Genomic DNA, 18,528 nt, shown 5'->3' on the forward strand with positions numbered 1-18,528 from the left:
CCCTTCTCTCGATCGCGCTTTCGGATGCCATGAGCATGCCGCGCGCGGGACCCCGCGGTCTTGCACGTGAGTGCCAGGCCGGTTGACGTTCAGTGCACGGCGTGGGCGCGGCGGAACTCGGCGGGCGGCACCCCGTACGCGCGCCGGAACAACCTGCTGAAGTGCGCGGAGTCGGGCAGCCCCCACCGCGCGCCGACGGCGCTGACCGACAGGCCGCCGCCCGCCAGCAGGTCGGCGCGGCAGCGTTCGAGCCGCCGCCGCCTGATCCACGCGGCGACCGTGGTGTGCTCCGACTCGAACAGCCGGTGCAGGTGGCGCAAGGAGATGTGGCAGGCGGCGGCGATGGCCGCCGGGTCGAGGCCGGGGTCGCCGAGCCGTTCCTCGATGAAGGCGTGCACCTGCCGCAGCAGCGTCCGCCGCCGCGCCTGCTCGGGTAACTCGTCCGTACGGCCGGCGCGCTCGGCGACGGCGGTGCCGATGAGGTCCATCGCCACTGTGGCCAGGCGCGCGGCGCTGTCGGGACGGTAGGTCGCGTGGTCGTCGGCCACCCGCCGCAGCAGCGGCGCGGCCAGCGCGCCCGTGCCCGACGCGCTGTCGATGGGCACCGCGGTGAACGGCGCCACCCGCCCGGCGGGCAGCGCCAGCAGGTCGTGCGGGAAGCTGAACACCGCGAGCCTGACCGAGGCGTCATAGGCCAGCTCGTACGGCCGCCCGAAGTCGTAGACGGCGAACCCGCCCGCGCCCAGCCGCGCCTGCCTGCCGTCCTGCTCCAGCCGGGCGCCGCCCGAGACCACCAGCACCACCCGGTACAACCCGGGGTCGTCGCGGCGGATCAGCCCGGGCGTGCGGTGCATGCTGTGGGGGGTGGAGGTGCGGACCCGGCCCACGCTCATGGGCCCGAGCCTGCCCAGCTCGATCTCGCCCCGCAGCGGCGCGCCCGGCGCGATGTGCGTGTCGAGCGGGCCGAGCGTGTCGCCCACGATGGACCGCCACGCCTCGTGGCGGTCCTTGGCGGGCAGGTCGCTCGTGCGGATCAGGATGGCCATGCGGGTCGTCCCCTCCGTCGGCTGCGCTGACATGCTAACCACGCCGCGCCCGCCCCGCATTCGGGCATGAAGGAAGCCCCGGGACGCCGTCCCGGGGCTCACGTCACAGGGCTCACCTCACAGGGCTCACCTCACGGGGTCAGGCGGTCTGCCTGGCCTCGATGGCCTGCTGGTAGAGCCGGCCCGCGCGGTACGACGAGCGCACCAGCGGCCCCGACATCACGCCGGCGAACCCGATGGCCTCGGCCTCGGCCTGCAGCTCCACGAACTCCTCCGGCTTGACCCAGCGCTCCACCGGGTGGTGGCGCGGCGTCGGCCGCAGGTATTGGGTGATCGTCAGCAGGTCGGTGCCGGCCTCGTGGAGGTGGCGCATGGCCTCGACGATCTCCTCGCGCGTCTCGCCCATGCCCAGGATCAGGTTGGACTTGGTGACGAGCCCGGCCTCGCGGGCCGCGGTGAGCACGCCGAGCGAGCGCTCGTAGCGGAAGGCCGGCCTGATGCGCTTGAAGATGCGCGGCACGGTCTCGACGTTGTGGGCGAACACCTCGGGCTTGCTGGAGAAGACCTCCTCCAGCTGCTCGCGGTTGCCGTTGAAGTCGGGCACCAGCAGCTCGACGCCGCAGCCGGGCAGCAGCGCGTGGATCTGCCTGGCGGTCTCGGCGTAGAGCCAGGCGCCGCCGTCGGGCAGGTCGTCGCGGGCCACGCCGGTCACGGTGGCGTACCTGAGACCCATCTGCTGGACCGACTCGGCCACCCTGCGCGGCTCGTCGCGGTCGTATTCCTGGGGCTTGCCGGTGTCGATCAGGCAGAAGTCACAGCGGCGGGTGCACTGGTCGCCGCCGATCAGGAAGGTCGCCTCGCGGTCTTCCCAGCACTCGTAGATATTGGGACAGCCCGCCTCTTCACAGACCGTGTGCAGGCCCTCCCGGCGCACGAGCGATTTCAGCTCGGTGTATTCGGGGCCCGTCCTCATCTTGGTCTTGATCCACGGGGGCTTGCGCTCGATAGGGGTTTCGGCGTTACGCACCTCCAGGCGGAGGAGCTTTCGGCCTTCAGGAGCAACGGTCACGTTCTCAGCTTACGTCTCCTGGCAAAGCGTCCGGTTCCAGGGTCAGGAGATGAGCCCGAACCCGCGCACGGCCCGCGCGTAGTGCTGGGCCAGCTCCTCGTCGATCCGCTCCGACTCCTCGACCCCGAGCAGCTCCGACGGGGGCGCAGACGGCAGCACGCCGTCGGCCGTGAGCTGGAACTTGGTCAGCGCCGCCGCCCTGATCGCCGCGACGCTCTCGCCACGCAGCGCCGCCGCCTGCATCGGCGCCAGGTAGCGCCCGCCGGCCGCCTGCTCGTCCAGCTCGGCCAGATCCTCCTCGGGGACGGCCCGCCGGGCCAGCGCGCGCTGCCTGGCACGCACGCGGGGCTCGCCCGAACGGGCCAGCCGCGACAGCGCGTACCGCAGCAGCAGCACAGGGCCGCCCAGCACCCGGCCGACGACCCGGCCGAGGAACGTCGCCACGTCGTACGTCGTGTCCGGGGCCTGGGAGCCGCCCAGCGCGTACGCGATGCGTTCCTGGGCCTGCTCCCGCACCTGCAGCGGCGCCGCCCCCAGCAGCGCGTCGCGCCACGCGTCGAGGGTGGACAGCGCCTCGCTCACCACCCGCTCGTCGCCGGTCGGCAGCCGCGCGTACGCCGTCGCCAGCAGCGCCACCCGCTGCCTGGGCGGCAACGCCAGCCACAGCGGCAGCCCGACGAGCAGGACCGGGGTGCGGGCCATGCCGACGCGGTCGTAGCGGGTCTCGGGGCTCAGGTCGACGACCGCGATCGTGGCGGGCGGCCAGACCCCGATCTTCGCCGCCACCCGGCGGGCGAGCGCGTGCAGCTCGGGCGCGCCGTCGCGGCCCACCTGCTCGGCGTCGGCGGGCAACCGGCCCAGCCGGGGGCGCAGCGCCCACCCGACGGCCAGGCAGAGCAGCCCCACGAACCACCCCAGGACCGAGTCGGGCTCGCTAACGATCACCCAGCAGCCCAGCGCGACGAAGGCCAGCGTCAGGAGGTGGACGGCGCACGCGAGCAGGAGGGCTGTGAGGCGCTTCACACCGGGATCGTAAGCCGAACCCAGGACATGCTTCCGCTGCTTTTCCGTGCCGATTCGATTACCGGCGCAGCAGGTCCTCCTCGTGCAGGTCGAACGGCTGTCTGCCGAGCGCCTCCGCCAGCCGCTTCTCCGCGATCGGCATGACCTCTTCGACCACGATGCGCCGCCCGGTCTCGGCCGACAGCGAGGAGACGCCCACGCCGGGGAGACCGCACGGCGTGATGCGGTTGAACCAGCTCGGGTCGTTGGCGCAGTTGAGCGCGAACCCGTGCATGGTGACGCCGCGCGACAGCCGCAGCCCCACCGCGCCGAGCTGGCGGTCGGGCAGGCCGAGCGCCGGGTCACCGGCCGCCCACACGCCCGCGCGCCCAGGCACCCGCCGGGCCGTCACGCCGAAGTCGGCGCACACCTGGATCATCGTGTCCTCGAGCCGGCAGGCGTAGGCCACCACGTCGGTGACGGCCACGATGGGGTAGGCGACGAGCTGCCCCGGCCCGTGCCACGTCAGCCGCCCGCCCCGGTCGACGTCGACGACAGGGGTGCCGTCGGACGGCCGCTCGTGCGGCGCGGTGCGCTTGCCCGCGGTGTAGACGGGGGCGTGCTCGAGGATCAGGACGGTGTCGGGAAGCTCGCCTGCGGCGCGCTTGCCGTGCACCCAGCGCTGCAGGGACCAGGCCTGCTCGTAGGGGACGTCGACACCGAGGCGGACGATGGCGAGTGCGTGGGGATCGTCCCCGGGGATGGGGCGCATGAGCCTATTGTGCCGTTCCCTCACCCTTGAAGGGTAATCAGGGGGTCAGCAACCGTGGCTCGATCCTGAACTCCTTGACCCCGTCCGTGCCCTCGCGCTCCACCTTGTACGCGTAGCCGCCCGCCGACACGCTCACCGCCTGGATGAACTCGGTGCCCACGTAGTGCAGCGCCACGCCCTCGTCGGCGGCGTAACCGCCGGGCAGTTCGCCGGAGGCCACCGACGCCTGCAGCAGCGGCCGCCGCTGCGGCTCGGAGTCGTAGTGGACCCCGCACGAGTACGGCAGCAGCGCCATGCCCTCGGCCCACACCGCCAGGTCGGGCCCGAAGGAGTCGGTGTTGCCGCCGACGTGCCAGCACAACGCGCCCGCGCTCTGGCCCGACAGCACCACCCCGGACCGCCACGCCTCCTCGAACGCCTCGTCAAGCCCGTGCAGCCGCCACAACGTCATCAGGTTGGCCACGCTGCCGCCGCTGACGTAGATCATGTCCTGGTCGAGCATCCAGGCACGCGGGTCGGGCACGTTGGGCATCGGGAAGACCGTCAGGTGGCTCACCTCGACGTCCCAGCCGGCGAACGCGCCGTACATCTTCAGGATCCAGTCGGCGGAGTCGCCCGTCGCGGTGGCCACCAAGCCCAGCTTCGGCCGGTCCTGGCCGGTGAGGTCGAGCCCGTAGCGCAGCAGCCCGCTCGCCTCCATCTGGCCGTGGCGCCTGCTCGGGCGGAACGACCCGCCCCCGATCGCCAGGATGTGCGACTGTCCGGACCGGTTCATGTCAGAGCCCCCCACGTGCGGAAAACGACGAACAGGCCACTAGAGTACGGCCCGCAGCGCCTCGTCGAGACTGGTATGGGCGAAGCCGTATCCGCCGCTCAGCAGCTTGGCCGGGCGCAGGCGGTGGCTCGACAGCAGCCCCTCGCGGGCGAACTCGCCCAGCCCGGCCGACAGCGCGAACGCCGGCACCGGGATCGGCATCGTGCTCCTGCGCATCGCCTTGCCGAGCTCGCGGGTGAACTCCGTGTTGGTGACGGGAGTGGGCGAGACGAGGTTCACCGGCCCGTGGAGCTCACGCGCGCCGAGCAGGTGCAGCACCGCCCCCACCCAGTCGTCCAGGCTGATCCACGACCAGTACTGCCGGCCCGTGCCGAGCGGCGCACCGAGCCCGATCCTGAAGATCGGCAACATCCGGCCGAGCGCGCCACCCCGCCCGCTGAGCACCAGCCCGGTCCGCAGGAACACGGTCCTGACGCCCGCCTCCGCGGCCCCCGCCGCCGCGCCCTCCCAGCGCTCGCACAGCTCGGCCAGGAACCCGCGCCCCTTGCCCTGCTCCTCGTCCACCCACCGGTCGCCGGTGTCGCCGTAGAAGTCGACGCCCGACGCCGACAGCAGCACCTCAGGCGGCCGCGACAGCCCTCGCAGCGCGTCGACCAGTACCCGCGTCCCCTCGACCCGGCTGGAGAGCAGCTCCCGCTTGTACGCGGGCGTCCACCGCCGCTCGGCGATGGGCGCCCCGGCGAGATGCACGACCGCCTCGGCCCCCTCCAGCGGCGCCAGGTCCACGACCTGCTCAGCGGGCTGCCAGAACGCCTCACCAGGACCGCGGGGAGGCCGCCGTACCAGCCGCACGACCGCACGGCCGCGCGCCTCCAGCGCCTCGGCAAGCGCCGTCCCGAGCAACCCCGACGCCCCCGTCACGATGATCGCCATACCCGCACCCTACGCCGCCGCCGGCCACCACCCCGGCAACGCACGACGAGCGGGCGGAAGAGGGCACGCCGGTGGGCGGTGAAGGGAAGGCGCGTCAGGGGAGCCGCCGTGGAACGCGAGGGCCGGGCGGCCCCCCGTGAGGGGAGCCGCCCGGCCGGTCGGCGAGCAGCAGGCCGCGCGGCTTCAAGGCCGCACGGCCGCGTGACTACGCGAGGCCGAGCTGGGCCTCGAAGCGGCCCTCCTCCAGGCGACGCTTGATCGTCGTCAGGAAGCGGGCGGCGTCGGCGCCGTCGACGAGGCGGTGGTCGTAGGTCAGCGCCAGGTAGACCATCGAGCGCACCGCGATGACCTCGCCCTCGGCGGTGTCGATCACCACGGGCCGCTTGACGACCGCGCCGGTGCCGAGCATGCCGACCTGCGGCTGGTTGAGTATCGGCGTGTCGAACAGCGCGCCACGGCTGCCGGTGTTGGTCAGCGTGAACGTGCCGCCGGTGATCTCGTCGGGCGTCACCTTGTTGGCGCGGGTGCGCTCGGCGAGGTCGGCCGTCTTGCGGGCCAGACCGGCGAGGTTGAGGTCACCGGCGTTCTTGATGACCGCCGCGATCAGGCCGCGCTCGGTGTCGACCGCGATGCCCAGGTGCTCGACGTCGAAGTACGTGACCTCCATGGTCTCGTTGTTGATCGTCGCGTTGAGCTTGGGGTGCTGCTTGAGCGCCTCGATGGCGGCCAGCTCGAAGAACGGCATGAACGTGAGCTTGACGCCCTCACGCCGCTGGAACTCGGCCTTGGCCTGGTCGCGCAGCCGCGCGATCTTGGTGACGTCGACCTCGACCACGGTGGTGAGCTGGGCGGCCGTCTGCAGCGACTCCACCAGGCGCTTGGACATCGTCTGACGCAGGCGCGACATCTTCTCGGTGCGGCCGCGCAGCGTGGTGTCGACCTCGACCGGCTCGGGACCGGCGGCGGCCGGAGCCTGAGCGGCGGCGGCCGGAGCGGCGGCGGGCGCGGCCTGGGCGGGCGCCTGGGCCGGGGCGGCGGGAGCGGCGGCGGCCTGGGCCTTCTCGCGCTGTGCCTTGGCGGCCTCGAGGACGTCCTGCTTGCGGATGCGGCCACCGACGCCGGTGCCGGTGATGGAGTCGAGGTCGACCCCGTGCTCGTTGGCGAGCTTGCGCACCAGCGGCGTCACGTAGGGGCTCTCACCCGACGGTACGGCGGGGGCGGGCTGCGCCTGCGGAGCGGGGGCGGGAGCGGCCTGCGGGGCGGGGGCAGGAGCGGGCGCAGGCGCGGGGGCGGGCTGCGCAGGAGCCGGCTGCGGGATCGAGGAGGCCGGGGCGGCGGGGGCGGGCTCCGGCTCAGGCTCGGGCTCAGGCTCGGGAGCCGGCGGGGCGGCCGCCTCGGGCGCCGGGGCGGCGCCGCCGGGCTGGCCGTTCTCGTCGATGACCGCGAGCTCGGCCCCGACCTCGACCGTCTCGTCCTCAGCCACGACGATCTTGGTGAGGACACCCGCGGACGGCGACGGGATCTCGGTGTCGACCTTGTCGGTCGACACCTCGAGGAGCGGCTCGTCGGCCTCGACGCGCTCGCCCTCCTTCTTCAGCCAACGGGTTACCGTGCCCTCGGTCACGCTCTCGCCGAGCTGGGGCATCTGTACGGAGACCGGCATCGTTATTCTTCTCTCGCGTTCTGATCTCGAGGGCTGGACTAGTTGTGTACGTGCAGCGGCTTGCCGGCCAGAGCCAGCATCGCCTCACCCATGGCCTCGGACTGGGTCGGGTGTGCGTGAACGAGCTGGGCGACCTCTGCGGGCAGGGCCTCCCAGTTGTAGATGAGCTGGCCTTCTGTGACGAGCTCGCCGATGCGCCGGCCCACCATGTGGACGCCGACGACGGGCCCGTCCTTCTGCGCGATGACCTTCACGGCGCCCGCCGTGCCGAGGATCTGGCTCTTGGGGTTGCCCGCGAGGTCGTAGACCTGCTCGACGATCTCGATGCCGCGCTCGGCCGCCTGCGCCGAGGTGAGGCCCACCGAGGCCACCTCGGGGTCGGAGTAGGTGATGCGCGGCACGCCCGCGTAGTCGATGGGCGGCGGGTTGAGCCCGGCGATGTGCTCGGCGACCATGATGCCCTCGGCGAACCCGGCGTGGGCGAGCTGCAGTGTGGGGATGAGGTCGCCGATGGCGTAGACGCCGGGCACGGAGGTCTGGCAGTGCTCGTCGACCACGACGGTGCCGCGCTCGATGGCGATGCCCTGCTCCTCGAAGCCCATGCCGGCCGAGACCGCGCCGCGGCCGACGGCGACGAGCAGCAGCTCGGCCTCGAGGGTCTTGCCGTTGGCCAGGGTGACGACGACGCCGGTCTCGGTGGTCTTGGCCCCGTCGAAGAAGACGCCCAGCTCGTATTTGATGCCGCGGCGGCGGAAGGCCCGCTCGAGCAGCTTGGAGCTGGACTCCTCCTCGGTCGGCAGCAGATGGGGCAGCGCCTCGACGATGGTGACCTCGGCGCCGAAGGAGCGGTAGACGCTCGCCAGCTCGACGCCGATGACGCCGCCGCCGAGGACGACCACCGAGGCGGGGACGCGGTCCATCTTGAGCGTGTGCTCGCTGGTGATGACGCGCTCGCCGTCGATCTCCAGGCCGGGCAGCGACTTCGGCGCCGAACCGGTGGCCAGGACGATGTTGCGGCCCTCGTAGACCTCGGAGCCGACCTGGATCCGGTTGGCGCCGACGAGCTTGCCCTCGCCCTCGACGATCGTCACGCCCGCGGCCTTCAGCAGGCCCTGCACGCCCTTCCAGGCCCGGGTGACGATCTTGTCCTTGAAGGCGTGGACGCCCTGGACGTCGATGCCCTCGAAGCTCGCCTTGACGCCGTAGGTCTCGCTCTCGCGGGTCTCGTCGGCGATCTCGGCGGAGTGCAGCAGGGCCTTCGTGGGGATGCATCCCCTGTGGAGGCAGGTGCCGCCGATCTTGTCCTTTTCGATCAGGGCGACCGACTTGCCCAGCTCAGCCGCCCGCAGGGCACAGGCGTAACCGCCGCTGCCGCCTCCTAGGACGACGATGTCATAGGCCACAGGAAGGCTCCTTGTCGGGGTGTTCGTGATGCCGTCATCTTTTCATTTGTTTCAGATGCTCGCGTGCCGCTCTGCGAGTCCGATCAGGGTGCGCGTGATGGCGCCCGTGCCGCCCTTGGGCGTGTAGCCGTACGGCTCGCCCTTGTTGTACGCGGGACCGGCCATGTCGATGTGGGCCCAGCGCACCCCGTCGGGCACGAACTCCTTCAGGAAGATGCCCGCGGCGAGCATGCTGCCCCACCGCTCGGGCTGCAGGTTGGCGATGTCGGCGACCGGGGAGTCGAGGCCCTTGCGCAGTTCCTCGGGCAGCGGCATGCCCCACGCGCCCTCGCCCGCGGCGCCGGCGGCCTCGACCACCAGCTCCCTGACGGCGTCGTCGTTGGACATGACGCCGGCGGTGCGCCAGCCGAGCGAGACGATCTGGGCGCCGGTGAGGGTGGCGACGTCGACGATGAGGTCGGGCTGGTCCTCGGCGGCGCGGGCGATGCCGTCCATGAGCACGAGGCGGCCCTCGGCGTCGGTGTCGAGCACCTCGACGGTCTTGCCGCTGTAGCTGTGGATGACGTCGGAGGGACGCTGGGCGGTGCCGCTCGGCAGGTTCTCGGCCAGGCAGAGGTAGCCGACGGCGTTGACCGGCAGGCCGAGCCTGGCGATGCCGATGAGCGCGCCGAGCACGGCGCCCGCGCCGCCCATGTCGGACTTCATCCAGTCCATCGAGGCGGACGGCTTGAGCGACAGGCCGCCGGAGTCGAACGTGATGCCCTTGCCCACGAACGCGAGCGTCTTGCTCGCCTCGGGGTGGCTGTAGGAGAGGCGGACCAGGCGCGGCGGGCGGGCCGAGCCCTGGCCGACGCCGATGAGGCCGCCGTAGCCGCCGGCCTTGAGCTGCTCGTCGTCGAGCACCTCGACGCTCACCCCCGCCTTGTCGCCCACCTGCTCGGCGATCTCGGCGAACTTCGCCGGCCACAGGTCGGACGGCGGGGTGTTGACCAGGTCGCGGACGAGCGAGACGGCGTCGGCGAGCACGCCCGCGCGCTCGGCCACGCCGTCGCCCTGCTCCGACAGCACGGTCAGCTCGGCGACCGGGGCCTTCTGCTCGCCGTCGGTGCGGTAGCGCGAGAAGGCGTACGCGCCGAGCAGGCCGCCGAGCGCGACGGCCTCGGCCTCGTCGGGGGTGCCCGCGGGCAGCGCGAGCGCGGCCCTGGAGACGCCGGCGACGGAGCGTACGGCGGCGCCGGCGGCGCGGCGCAGGCCCTCGATGCCGGGGGAGTCGCCGAGGCCGACGGCGACGAGCACGGAGGCGGTGACCGAGCCGAACGTCGGCAGCTTGGCCAGCTCACCCGCCTTGCCGGTGAAGCCCACGGCGTCGAGTGAGGCGGCCAGCTTGCCGCCGAACGCGGATTCCAGGGCCTCCACGCCCACCGCGGGGACGGGGCCGTCCTGGCCTGACCGGAAGCCGACGATCAAAGCGTCGGTGTCGATGGAGACTGGATCTGCTGAGTTCAGCCGCACTGTGGTCACGTAAACCGATGCTATCCACGGTTTCTGCGTACTCACAAACAGGGGTTCATCCCACCAATCGCAGCTCAGGACCCCGCACATAATGGTGCTAGCGTCATTGGCACCATGTTGCTGACGCTCGACCTCAACGACGCCCGGCCGCTCCACGAGCAGGTGGCCGGCGCGATCCGCCGTGCCATAGGCGAGGGCTCCTACCGGCCGGGCGACCGCCTGCCGCCGGCCCGCGACCTGGCCGGCGCTCTGGGCATCAACCCCAACACCGTGCTGCGCGCCCTGCGCGACCTGCGCGACGAGGGGCTGCTGGAGTTCAGGAGAGGCCGCGGCGTCAGCGTCGCGCGGCGCGCCGACGGGCGCGCCCTGCTCGCCCAGCGGGCACGCGAACTGCTCGAGGAGGCCAAGAAGCACGGCTACAGCCGTGACGACCTCATCACCATCCTGGAGGAACTGACGTGATAGCCCGTGCCGTCGCCGCCGCGTGGGGGCTGGCCGTGACCGCCGCGCTCGTCCTGCCCGCCTACGCCGTACGCGACCGGCTGCCCGATCCGATGGCCACCCACTGGTCGGGCACCTCGCCCGACGGGTCCAACTCGTTCACCGGGCACGTGCTCGTCAGCGCCGGCGTCTGGGTGGTGCCGGCGGTGGCCATGGTCGTGCTGAGCGGGCGGGCCCAGGTGCGCCGCGCGTCCAGGATGACCTGGTGGGGCCTGCTGTTCGGGACGGGTGTGCTGCTGATGGGCGCCCAGGGCTCGACGCTGTCAGCCAACCTCGACGTCCCCGACTGGACGGCCGCCACGCTGCCGGGCTGGCACATCGCCGCCATACTCGGGGGCATGCTCGCGGCCACGGCGTCGGCCGCCGTCCTCGCCAAGGGAGAGCCCGACGAGCCGGCGCCGGGCAGCCAGGCGCCGCCCGTGCTGCGGCTGCGGTCCGGCCAGCGGGCCGTCTGGGTCAGCCGGGTGGTCAACCGCGGGCTCACCGCGGCCGTCGTCGCCGTGTTCGCCGTCACCGTGGTCATGACCCTGCTCGGGCTGCGCGGCCAGGGCGGCTCCCTCATGGCCGCGGTCCTGCCGGGCGCCGTCATCCTCCTCGTCGTCGGGCTCGCCACCATGGCCGTGTCCGTGCGCGTCGGCGACGGCCTGATCAGGATCGGCTTCGGGCCGTTCGGCTGGCCCGCGCGGCGGATCAGGCTGTCGTCCGTCGAGTCGGCCTGGGCCGAGCGGCGCTCGCCCGCCGATGCCGGCGGCTGGGGCTTCCGCGGCGTGCCCGGAGCCGCCACCATCATGTTGCGCGGTGGCGAGTGCCTCGTGCTCCGCTACCGTTCCGGTGGGCAGCTCGCGATCAGCATCGACGACGCCGAGCGCGGCGCCGCCCTCATCAACGCCCTCGTCGCGGAGCGTGCCCAGCCATGAAGAGACCGCTGCTCGTCTACCTCGTCCTCGCCTTCGGCCTGTCCTGGGCCGCGGCCCTGCCCCTCTGGCTGAGCGACGGCCTCGGCACGCCGTCCAAGGTGCAGGCGCTCGCCGCGCTGATGATGCTCACGCCCACGATCGGCGTGCTCGGCGTGTGGATCGCGGCGCGCACCCCGTTCCGGCGGTGGGCGAAGGAGACGGGCCTGACCTTCGGCGAGCACAGGGGCCGCACCCTGCGGCTCGTGCTGGCCGCCTGGCTCGGCGTGCCGCTCCTGACGCTGCTCGCCATGGGCGTGAGCGCCGCCGTCGGCCTGGTCTCGCTGGACCTCGGCGGGTTCAGCCTGCTCGCCGAGGTGCTGCGGGCGCGCGGCGTGCGGCCGCCTGACGAGATGACCTCCGTGGCCGTCATGCAGCTCGTGCTGGCGGCGCTGCTGGGGCCCGTGCCGATCATGCTCCCGGCGCTGGGGGAGGAGTGGGGCTGGCGCGGCTGGCTGCTACCCCGGCTCACCGCCGCCAACGGCGCCGTCATGGGGCTGGTCTACTCCGGGCTCATCTGGGGGCTGTGGCACGCCCCGATCACCCTGCTCGGCTACAACTACCCGCGGCTCGGCTCGTGGGCGGCGCTCGCGTTCATCGGCTTCTGCACGGTGGCCGGCGTGGTCATCGGCTGGCTGCGGCTGCGGTCGGGCAGCGTGTGGCCCGCGGTGGTGGCCCACGCGTCGCTCAACGCCGTCGCCGGGCCCGTCCTGCTGCTCGGCGACGCCGCCCACCCGCCGAACGAGATCTTCGCCGGCATCACCGGCGTGGTGGGCTGGGTGCTGCTCGCCCTGGTGGGCGCGGCCCTGCTCCGCTTCCTCCCGCTGGCCGCACGGGCTCCCGCCGCCCCGCCGGCGCGGGACGTCCCCGAGGACGCCGAGCCGGAGTCGGCTCCGTCCGGGCCGGGGCGGTCCGGCGAGGCGGGCTGAGGCGTCAGGCGAGCAGCGCGTACGCCACCAGCGTCACCGTGACGGCCGTCTCCACGAGCGCGCCGAGCACGTCCCCCGTGACGCCGCCGAGGCGGCGCCGGGCGCGGCCGAGCAGCAGCAGGGCGGCGGCCAGCCCGGCGAGCAGCGCGACAGGGGCCGCCAGTGTCCGCCCGAGCGCCGCGATGCCGCCCGGCAGGAGACCGCTCGCCTCCTCGTACCGCATGCCGGGCACGGCCGGCTCAGGGCAGTCGGGGAAGGCCGCGAAGTCCAAGGGACATTCCTGGACCACCACCGCCGTCACGTTGACGAAACTCTCCACGACGAGACCGTCCACGGCCGGGTGGTCGTCCACGGGCGCCGGGCCCGGGGCGGCGAGCAGGCCGATCGCGGCGGCGGCGAGTACGGCGGCCAGGGTGACGAGCACGACGGCCCGGCGGCGTACGGTGCCCGCGACCATCGCGCCCAGGCCGTCGGGCCGGGCGGCGGGCACGCCCGCCCGGCAGGCCCAGGTCAGCGCGAGCCGCCCGGCCAGGCAGGCGGTCACCAGCGCGGCGTAACGCGCGTAAGGAGCGTCGCCTGGCGGGCTGACGGAGACCAGGGCCGTGACCTGGACGAGCAGCGTGAACACCAGCGTCACGACCCCGAAAGGTCCGATGTCCGACTTTTTCATGATGTCGAGCGCCTGGTCGGCCGGTCTGGCGCTGCCCAGCCCGTCCGCGAGATCGGCCAGCCCGTCGAGGTGCAGCGCGCGGGTGAGCAGCGCCAGCAACGCCAGCGCCAGCGCCGCCGCCAGCAACGGCCGCCCGCCGAACAGCACCAGCGGCAGCCCGCCCGCCAGGCCGAGCACCAGCCCGACGGCCGGGGCGAGCGCCATCGCCCGGCCCGCCACCTGGCGGTCCACCCGCTCCACGCGTACGGGGAAGACGCTCAGCGTGCCCACGGCGAACCGCAGCCCGTCCATCGACCGCATAACGGACGATCCTAGGGCCCACTAGTGTGGCGGGATGCACGTGGTTGAACTGGAAGGCGTGGGCGTCCGGGTCGTCGGCAAAACGCTGCTGGACGGCGTCGACTGGCAGGTGGACTACGGCGATCACTGGGCGGTCCTGGGGCCCAACGGGGCGGGCAAGACGACGTTGCTCTCCCTCGTGGGCGCCGTACGTCACCCGAGCGAGGGCGCGGTCAGCGTGCTCGGCCACCGGCTCGGCCGGGTCGACGTACGTGAGCTGCGCCGCCACATCGGGCTGGTCACCTCCAGCCAGCGGCTCATCGACGAGGAGCTGATGGAGGAGGAGGGGGCGACCGCGCACACGGTGGTGCTCACCGGCCACACCAGCACGAGCGTGCCCCTGTGGGACCGGTACGGCGACGCCGAGCACGACCGCGCCCACCGCCTCCTCGCCGACCTCGGCTGCAAGGAGCTGGCAGAGCGGCCCTTCCGCGTGTGCTCCCAGGGCGAGCGGGCCCGCGTCAGGGTGGCCAGGGCGCTCATGTCCGACCCCGCGGTGCTGCTGCTCGACGAGCCGTTCGCCGGGCTCGACCTGCCCGCCCGCGAAGACCTCATCAGCGCCGTCGAACACCTCGCCGCCATCAGGCCCGTGCTCACCACCGTGACCGTCACGCACCACCTGGAGGAGGTGCCCGCGACGACCACGCACGCCATGCTGATGCGCGACGCCCGGGTGCTCGCCGCCGGGCCGGTCGCCGACGTGCTCACCTCCGATCTGCTCAGCGACTGCTTCGGCCGCCCGCTCCAGGTCGACAGGATCGACGGCCGCTGGTACGCCCGCGCCACCCGCCCCTGACCCCGCACAAGGCCGTCAGAGGGCGAGCACGCGGCCGGCCACCACCAGGGCGACGTACTCCGATTCGGCCGCCAGGCGCTCGTTGAGGCGGCCCAGGGCGTCCCTGAACGCGCGCCCGCTGGCCGTAGCGGGCACCACGCCCATGCCGACCTCGTCCGAGACCGCCACCAGGGGCTGGGGCGTCTGCCGCCACGCGGCCACCAGCTCGTCGCAGCGGGCGATCACCGGGGCCCGGTCACCCTCCCAGGCGCCGTGCTCGTCGAACACGGCCGCCAGCCACGTCCCCAGCCCGTCGATCAGCAGCGGCGTGGTGGCCGCGCGGATCGCCGCCGCCAGAGCGGTCGTCTCCACGGTGGCCCAGTGCGCGGGCCTGCGCTCCCGATGCGCCCGCACCCGCGCCGCCCACTCGCCGTCGCCCGTGCCGTCAGGGCCGGTGGCGACGTACGTGACGTGCGGCTCGGCCGCCAGCCTCGCCTCCGCCTCCGCCGACTTCCCCGACCTGGACCCGCCCAGCAGCAGCGCCCGCAGCGGCGTCAGCGGCGTCAGCGGCGTCAGCGGCGCGGCACCCTGGCCCGGCGTCACCTCCGTGCCGTCGGGGACGGTGATCGCGCCCCACAGCCGCAGGCGCCCGGCCAGCTCCTCCTCCGACCGGATCCGGTGGTCGAGCCCGACGGCCACCACCGTGGTCGCCGCGTCCGCGAGCCCGGCCCGGCGCAGCTCCCCGAGGCGCTCAGGACGGTCGAGGAGGTCGATCAGCACGACGTCGTACCGGGAGGTCTCCTGGACGGGCACGGAGGCGCCCCGAGGGAGGTGGAGGAGGCGGGTGCCGTCGGGGCAGGCCAGCCCCAGGCCGCCGGCGCACGGCCGGTAGCCGTCGGGCAGGTCGCGGAAGGGGTACGTGACCACGCCGTCCACCACGAAGCCGAACGGGCGGCGACGGTCAGGGGGCGGCGTGGCGCAGGAGACGCAGCGGCAGCCGGGCTCCGGCCGGCCCGAGGCGCCCGCCGTACCGGTGAGAAGGACTTTCACCGCGCCGAGCGTACAAAAGGACCAGGGGTGAGGCGGGCGCCGAACCGGGGGAGACAGAGGGAAGGCGGCCGCCGTCCAGGCGACCCCTGCCGCAACACGGGAACGCGCGCGGCATCGATTGACCGGAAAGCTCGGGAGTAGGGTTCCCAGTGCCTGCGGAGGGTGCGCCGGCGAACCCGCGGAAAAGGAGCGTATGGCATGACATGGCGGTGGCGTTATGAAAATGCGCGTGGTGCTGAGGTGACGGATCGCCCTTTGCCGCGAGAGGTTTTTCCCAGCCAGGCGGACGCCGAGTCGTGGATCGGTGAAAACTGGCGTGAGCTGCTCGAATCGGGTGTCGAGCAGGTCGCGTTGCTTGAGGAGGAACGAGTGGAGTACACGGGATTGTCCTTGCGCCCCGAGTCGCCTTAAGCAGGGGCAGGAGAAACGAAAACCCCTTGAGCGGAAAGTCCGGCTCAAGGGGTTTCGTCGTGGAGAACCTACGGGCGGCTGCTCGGGCTCGCCGTCTTCGACGCGTCACGCTCGACCACGTCGCCGAGCACGTCGTCGATCTTCTTCAGCACGTCCGCGTCGAGCTTGACGCCCGCCGCCTTGACGTTGTCGCGCACCTGCTCGGGGCGGGTGGCGCCGACGATGGCGCTGGAGACGTTGGGGTTCTGCAGCACCCAGGCGACGGCCAGCTGCGCCATGCTGAGGCCCAGGTCGGCGGCGATCGGCTTGAGCTCCTGGACGCGGGTCAGCACGTCGTCGCGCATGAACCGGGCGATCATCGCGCCGCCGGTCTTGTCGGTCGCCCGCGAGCCCTCGGGCGCCTGCCGGCCGGGCAGGTACTTACCGGTCAGCACGCCCTGGGCGATCGGCGACCAGACGATCTGGCCCACGCCCTCCTTCTCGCTGAGCGGCACGACCTCGGACTCGATGACCCGCCACAGCATGGAGTACTGCGGCTGGTTGGACACGAGCCGGTCGAAGCCCATCTCGTCGGCGATCTTCAGGGCGCGGCCGATCTGCTCGGCCGTCCACTCGCTGACGCCGATGTAGAGGACCTTGCCCTGGCGGACGAGGTCGTCGAACGTCTTGAGCGTCTCCTCGAGCGGGGTCTCGTAGTCGAAGCGGTGTGCCTGGTAGAGGTCCACGTAGTCGGTCTGCAGGCGACGCAGCGAGCCGTGGATCGACTCGAAGATGTGCTTGCGCGACAATCCGCGGTCGTTCTTGCCGGGCCCGGTCGGCCAGTAGACCTTGGTGAAGATCTCCAGCGACTCCCTGCGAACGCCCTTGAGCGCGCGTCCCAGCACCTCCTCGGCCTTGGTCCCGGCGTAGACGTCGGCGGTGTCGAAGGTGGTGATGCCCTCGTCGAGGGCCGCCTGCACGCACTGCTTGGCGGCGTCCTCCTCGACCTGGGAGCCGTGAGTGATCCAGTTGCCGTAGCTGATCTCGCTGACCATGAGACCGCTGCGACCAAGGTGTCGGAATTCCATGCGTCCGACTCTAATGGTGGAACATCGGATGATCTGATTCGGGATAGGGTGCGCGACGTGCTGAAGCTCGTACGGCTGGCGCTCACGGCCGCGATCCTGGCCGCCGTCGCGGTCCGGCTGCGCCGGCGCGCCCGCATGCCCGCCAGGCCGCCCGCCCCGCGCAAGAGCGCTCAGGGGCCCGCCGCGTGGTGGCCGGGCCGCCCGGTGCGCAACAGGCCGGTGTGGCCGGTCTGGGCGGCCGTCGCGGGGGTCGTGACGGTGGTCCTGGTGGCCGCGCTGCTGCCGTACGAGGACACCTCGGACGCCCGGCTGCAGGCTCAGCGCGAACGGCACAGCGCGCTGGTGGCCGCGGCCCAGCGGACGGTCGCGCCGCCGTCCCCGACCCCCGAGCCGGCCCCGACGCCCGACCTCTACTGCTCGCCGGTCACGGGCCCGGTGACCGTCCGCCCGATCGACCCCGAGGTCAGGCGGGCGGTGAACCGGCAGTGGCGGCGCATCGAGCGGTGGCTGAAGGCGAACGCGCCGCAGACGTACCGCGGGCTCGGACGGCCCGGCAGGGCCCGCACGATCGCGATCGCCGAGGCGCAGATGGGCGTGCACTTCCCCGACGACCTGCGCGCCTCGCTGCTGCGTCACGACGGGGCGGCCGGGTTCGGGTTCGGGGCGTGGTTCGACGGCGCGTCGAATCTCAGCGTCCGCGAGATCAGGGACACCTGGCGCCATGAGTGCAGGCTCGACTCCACGGACCGCGGTGACGACCCCTGGGACGAGCTGTGGAGCGGCCGGTTGATCCCGGTCCTCGTCTTCGCCGACATGGAGGAGTATTCGGCGTACGCGCTGGTCGACTCCGCCGACGGCAGCGTCGGCTGGGACGACACAATCGGCGGCATGGGGCCACGGCGGCCGTCGTACCACGCACTCATGCGGGCCGTCGCCGACGCCCTGGAGGAAGGGAAGGACTTCGACGGCTGGCGGCCCGCGGTCGAGCGAGGCGTGCTGCGCTGGGAGATCGTGGAGCAGGGCGATCCGTGACGGCCGCTGCTACGGCCGTTCCTGAGGCCGCTACTTCTTAGGCGGCACGGGCCGGCCGCCGGGCAGCACCCGCGGCGGCGGGAAGCGCAGCTTGCGGATCTGCAGGGCCCGCATCGCCGCGTAGAAGCCCACGCCCTTGACGCTCTCGTCAGGCAGCTTCTCGGCGACCTCCTTCTTCACCTTGAAGGCCACGAAGACCGAGGTGAACAGCACGCCGAGCATCATGATCGGCCAGCCGATCGTGACGACGTAGCCCAGCACCTGGGCGCGGATCGCCATCGGCCAGGGAATCCACGTGGCCAGCAGGATCACCAGCGAGAACGGCAGGAAATACTGGCTCGGCAGCCGCCGGGCGTCGACCCAGTCGCGCGCGAATTTGCGGGCGGGACCCTTGTCGCGAACGGGAAGATACCGCTCGTCACCGGCGAGCATGCCCTGACGGGCCTTTTCTCGCTCGGTGGCCTGTTTGGCACGCATCTGCCGGTATGCCTCTTTGCGGTCTTTCGGCGCGGAGACGTACTGGCGGCGCCTGCCTTCGGCATCCCGGCGCTTGGGTGTGGGACGACCTTTACCCTGGGGCTTAGGATCGTCATCGGGGACGGGGGTGTCGTCCACGGAGGTTTGGG

General features: G+C 72.7%; 19 protein-coding genes. 6 read left to right on the forward strand and 13 right to left on the reverse strand.

What is annotated here, in order from left to right:
- Positions 1-89 precede the first annotated feature (89 nt).
- From AB0K18_RS01710 to AB0K18_RS01750, 9 genes are all read right to left on the reverse strand, one after another.
- Positions 90-1,046, reverse strand: coding sequence for a helix-turn-helix domain-containing protein (locus AB0K18_RS01710; protein ID WP_364908368.1), 957 nt, complete (start codon positions 1,044-1,046; stop codon positions 90-92).
- Between the two features lie 139 nt (positions 1,047-1,185).
- Positions 1,186-2,115: a lipoyl synthase gene (gene lipA, locus AB0K18_RS01715; RefSeq protein ID WP_364908370.1), complete on the reverse strand. Its 930-nt coding sequence runs from the start codon at positions 2,113-2,115 to the stop codon at positions 1,186-1,188.
- A gap of 42 nt (positions 2,116-2,157) precedes the next feature.
- A complete protein-coding gene (locus AB0K18_RS01720) occupies positions 2,158-3,138 on the reverse strand; it encodes a hypothetical protein (RefSeq protein WP_364908373.1) in 981 nt (326 codons plus the stop codon).
- 58 nt (positions 3,139-3,196) lie between these two features.
- Entirely contained in the window at positions 3,197-3,889 is a 693-nt protein-coding gene (gene lipB, locus AB0K18_RS01725; RefSeq protein ID WP_364559621.1) for a lipoyl(octanoyl) transferase LipB, read from the reverse strand.
- 37 nt (positions 3,890-3,926) lie between these two features.
- Positions 3,927-4,664 carry a peptidase E gene (locus tag AB0K18_RS01730; protein ID WP_364908376.1) on the reverse strand — a complete coding sequence of 246 codons (738 nt, stop codon included), beginning with the start codon at positions 4,662-4,664 and terminating at the stop codon, positions 3,927-3,929.
- A gap of 39 nt (positions 4,665-4,703) precedes the next feature.
- On the reverse strand, positions 4,704-5,597 hold the full coding sequence (locus AB0K18_RS01735) for a TIGR01777 family oxidoreductase (RefSeq protein WP_364908379.1): 894 nt from the start codon (positions 5,595-5,597) through the stop codon (positions 4,704-4,706).
- A 205-nt stretch (positions 5,598-5,802) separates the two neighbouring features.
- Positions 5,803-7,260, reverse strand: a complete 1,458-nt coding sequence (gene sucB / locus AB0K18_RS01740; protein ID WP_364908382.1) for a 2-oxoglutarate dehydrogenase, E2 component, dihydrolipoamide succinyltransferase — start codon at positions 7,258-7,260, stop codon at positions 5,803-5,805.
- Positions 7,261-7,298: 38 nt separating this feature from the next.
- Positions 7,299-8,663: a dihydrolipoyl dehydrogenase gene (lpdA, locus tag AB0K18_RS01745; RefSeq protein ID WP_364908385.1), complete on the reverse strand. Its 1,365-nt coding sequence runs from the start codon at positions 8,661-8,663 to the stop codon at positions 7,299-7,301.
- Between the two features lie 51 nt (positions 8,664-8,714).
- Entirely contained in the window at positions 8,715-10,184 is a 1,470-nt protein-coding gene (locus tag AB0K18_RS01750) for a leucyl aminopeptidase (protein WP_364908388.1), read from the reverse strand.
- A 105-nt stretch (positions 10,185-10,289) separates the two neighbouring features.
- On the opposite strand from AB0K18_RS01750, the gene AB0K18_RS01755 reads away from it, so the two are divergent.
- From AB0K18_RS01755 to AB0K18_RS01765, 3 genes are read left to right on the forward strand one after another with little or no spacing between them, the layout of a single operon-like run.
- Positions 10,290-10,637 carry a GntR family transcriptional regulator gene (locus tag AB0K18_RS01755; protein ID WP_345400901.1) on the forward strand — a complete coding sequence of 116 codons (348 nt, stop codon included), beginning with the start codon at positions 10,290-10,292 and terminating at the stop codon, positions 10,635-10,637.
- Entirely contained in the window at positions 10,634-11,593 is a 960-nt protein-coding gene (locus AB0K18_RS01760) for a hypothetical protein (RefSeq protein WP_364908390.1), read from the forward strand. The genes AB0K18_RS01755 and AB0K18_RS01760 overlap by 4 nt, the downstream gene beginning before the upstream one ends.
- Entirely contained in the window at positions 11,590-12,558 is a 969-nt protein-coding gene (locus AB0K18_RS01765) for a CPBP family intramembrane glutamic endopeptidase (protein ID WP_364908392.1), read from the forward strand. The genes AB0K18_RS01760 and AB0K18_RS01765 overlap by 4 nt, the downstream gene beginning before the upstream one ends.
- Positions 12,559-12,562: 4 nt before the next feature.
- Here AB0K18_RS01765 and AB0K18_RS01770 read toward each other — a convergent pair whose 3' ends face one another.
- Positions 12,563-13,528 carry an adenosylcobinamide-GDP ribazoletransferase gene (locus tag AB0K18_RS01770; RefSeq protein WP_364908395.1) on the reverse strand — a complete coding sequence of 322 codons (966 nt, stop codon included), beginning with the start codon at positions 13,526-13,528 and terminating at the stop codon, positions 12,563-12,565.
- Positions 13,529-13,562: 34 nt separating this feature from the next.
- Between AB0K18_RS01770 and AB0K18_RS01775 the strand changes: the two genes are divergently transcribed.
- Positions 13,563-14,363: an ATP-binding cassette domain-containing protein gene (locus AB0K18_RS01775; protein ID WP_355425035.1), complete on the forward strand. Its 801-nt coding sequence runs from the start codon at positions 13,563-13,565 to the stop codon at positions 14,361-14,363.
- Between the two features lie 15 nt (positions 14,364-14,378).
- Here AB0K18_RS01775 and AB0K18_RS01780 read toward each other — a convergent pair whose 3' ends face one another.
- Entirely contained in the window at positions 14,379-15,392 is a 1,014-nt protein-coding gene (locus AB0K18_RS01780; protein WP_364908398.1) for a bifunctional adenosylcobinamide kinase/adenosylcobinamide-phosphate guanylyltransferase, read from the reverse strand.
- Between the two features lie 198 nt (positions 15,393-15,590).
- Here AB0K18_RS01780 and AB0K18_RS01785 point away from each other — a divergent pair, with 198 nt between their 5' ends.
- Positions 15,591-15,803: a hypothetical protein gene (locus tag AB0K18_RS01785; protein WP_364908401.1), complete on the forward strand. Its 213-nt coding sequence runs from the start codon at positions 15,591-15,593 to the stop codon at positions 15,801-15,803.
- A 68-nt stretch (positions 15,804-15,871) separates the two neighbouring features.
- Here the strand turns inward: AB0K18_RS01785 and AB0K18_RS01790 are convergent, their stop codons facing one another.
- A complete protein-coding gene (locus tag AB0K18_RS01790; protein ID WP_355425027.1) occupies positions 15,872-16,870 on the reverse strand; it encodes an aldo/keto reductase family protein in 999 nt (332 codons plus the stop codon).
- Between the two features lie 57 nt (positions 16,871-16,927).
- On the opposite strand from AB0K18_RS01790, the gene AB0K18_RS01795 reads away from it, so the two are divergent.
- Positions 16,928-17,902: an SMI1/KNR4 family protein gene (locus AB0K18_RS01795; RefSeq protein ID WP_364908404.1), complete on the forward strand. Its 975-nt coding sequence runs from the start codon at positions 16,928-16,930 to the stop codon at positions 17,900-17,902.
- A 30-nt stretch (positions 17,903-17,932) separates the two neighbouring features.
- Here the strand turns inward: AB0K18_RS01795 and AB0K18_RS01800 are convergent, their stop codons facing one another.
- Complete coding sequence (locus AB0K18_RS01800) at positions 17,933-18,517, reverse strand: DUF3043 domain-containing protein (RefSeq protein WP_364374027.1); 585 nt, start codon at positions 18,515-18,517, stop codon at positions 17,933-17,935.
- Positions 18,518-18,528: the final 11 nt, after the last annotated feature.

Source organism: Nonomuraea sp. NPDC049421, assembly GCF_040677005.1.
GTDB classification, from domain to species: Bacteria; Actinomycetota; Actinomycetes; order Streptosporangiales; family Streptosporangiaceae; genus Nonomuraea; species Nonomuraea salmonea.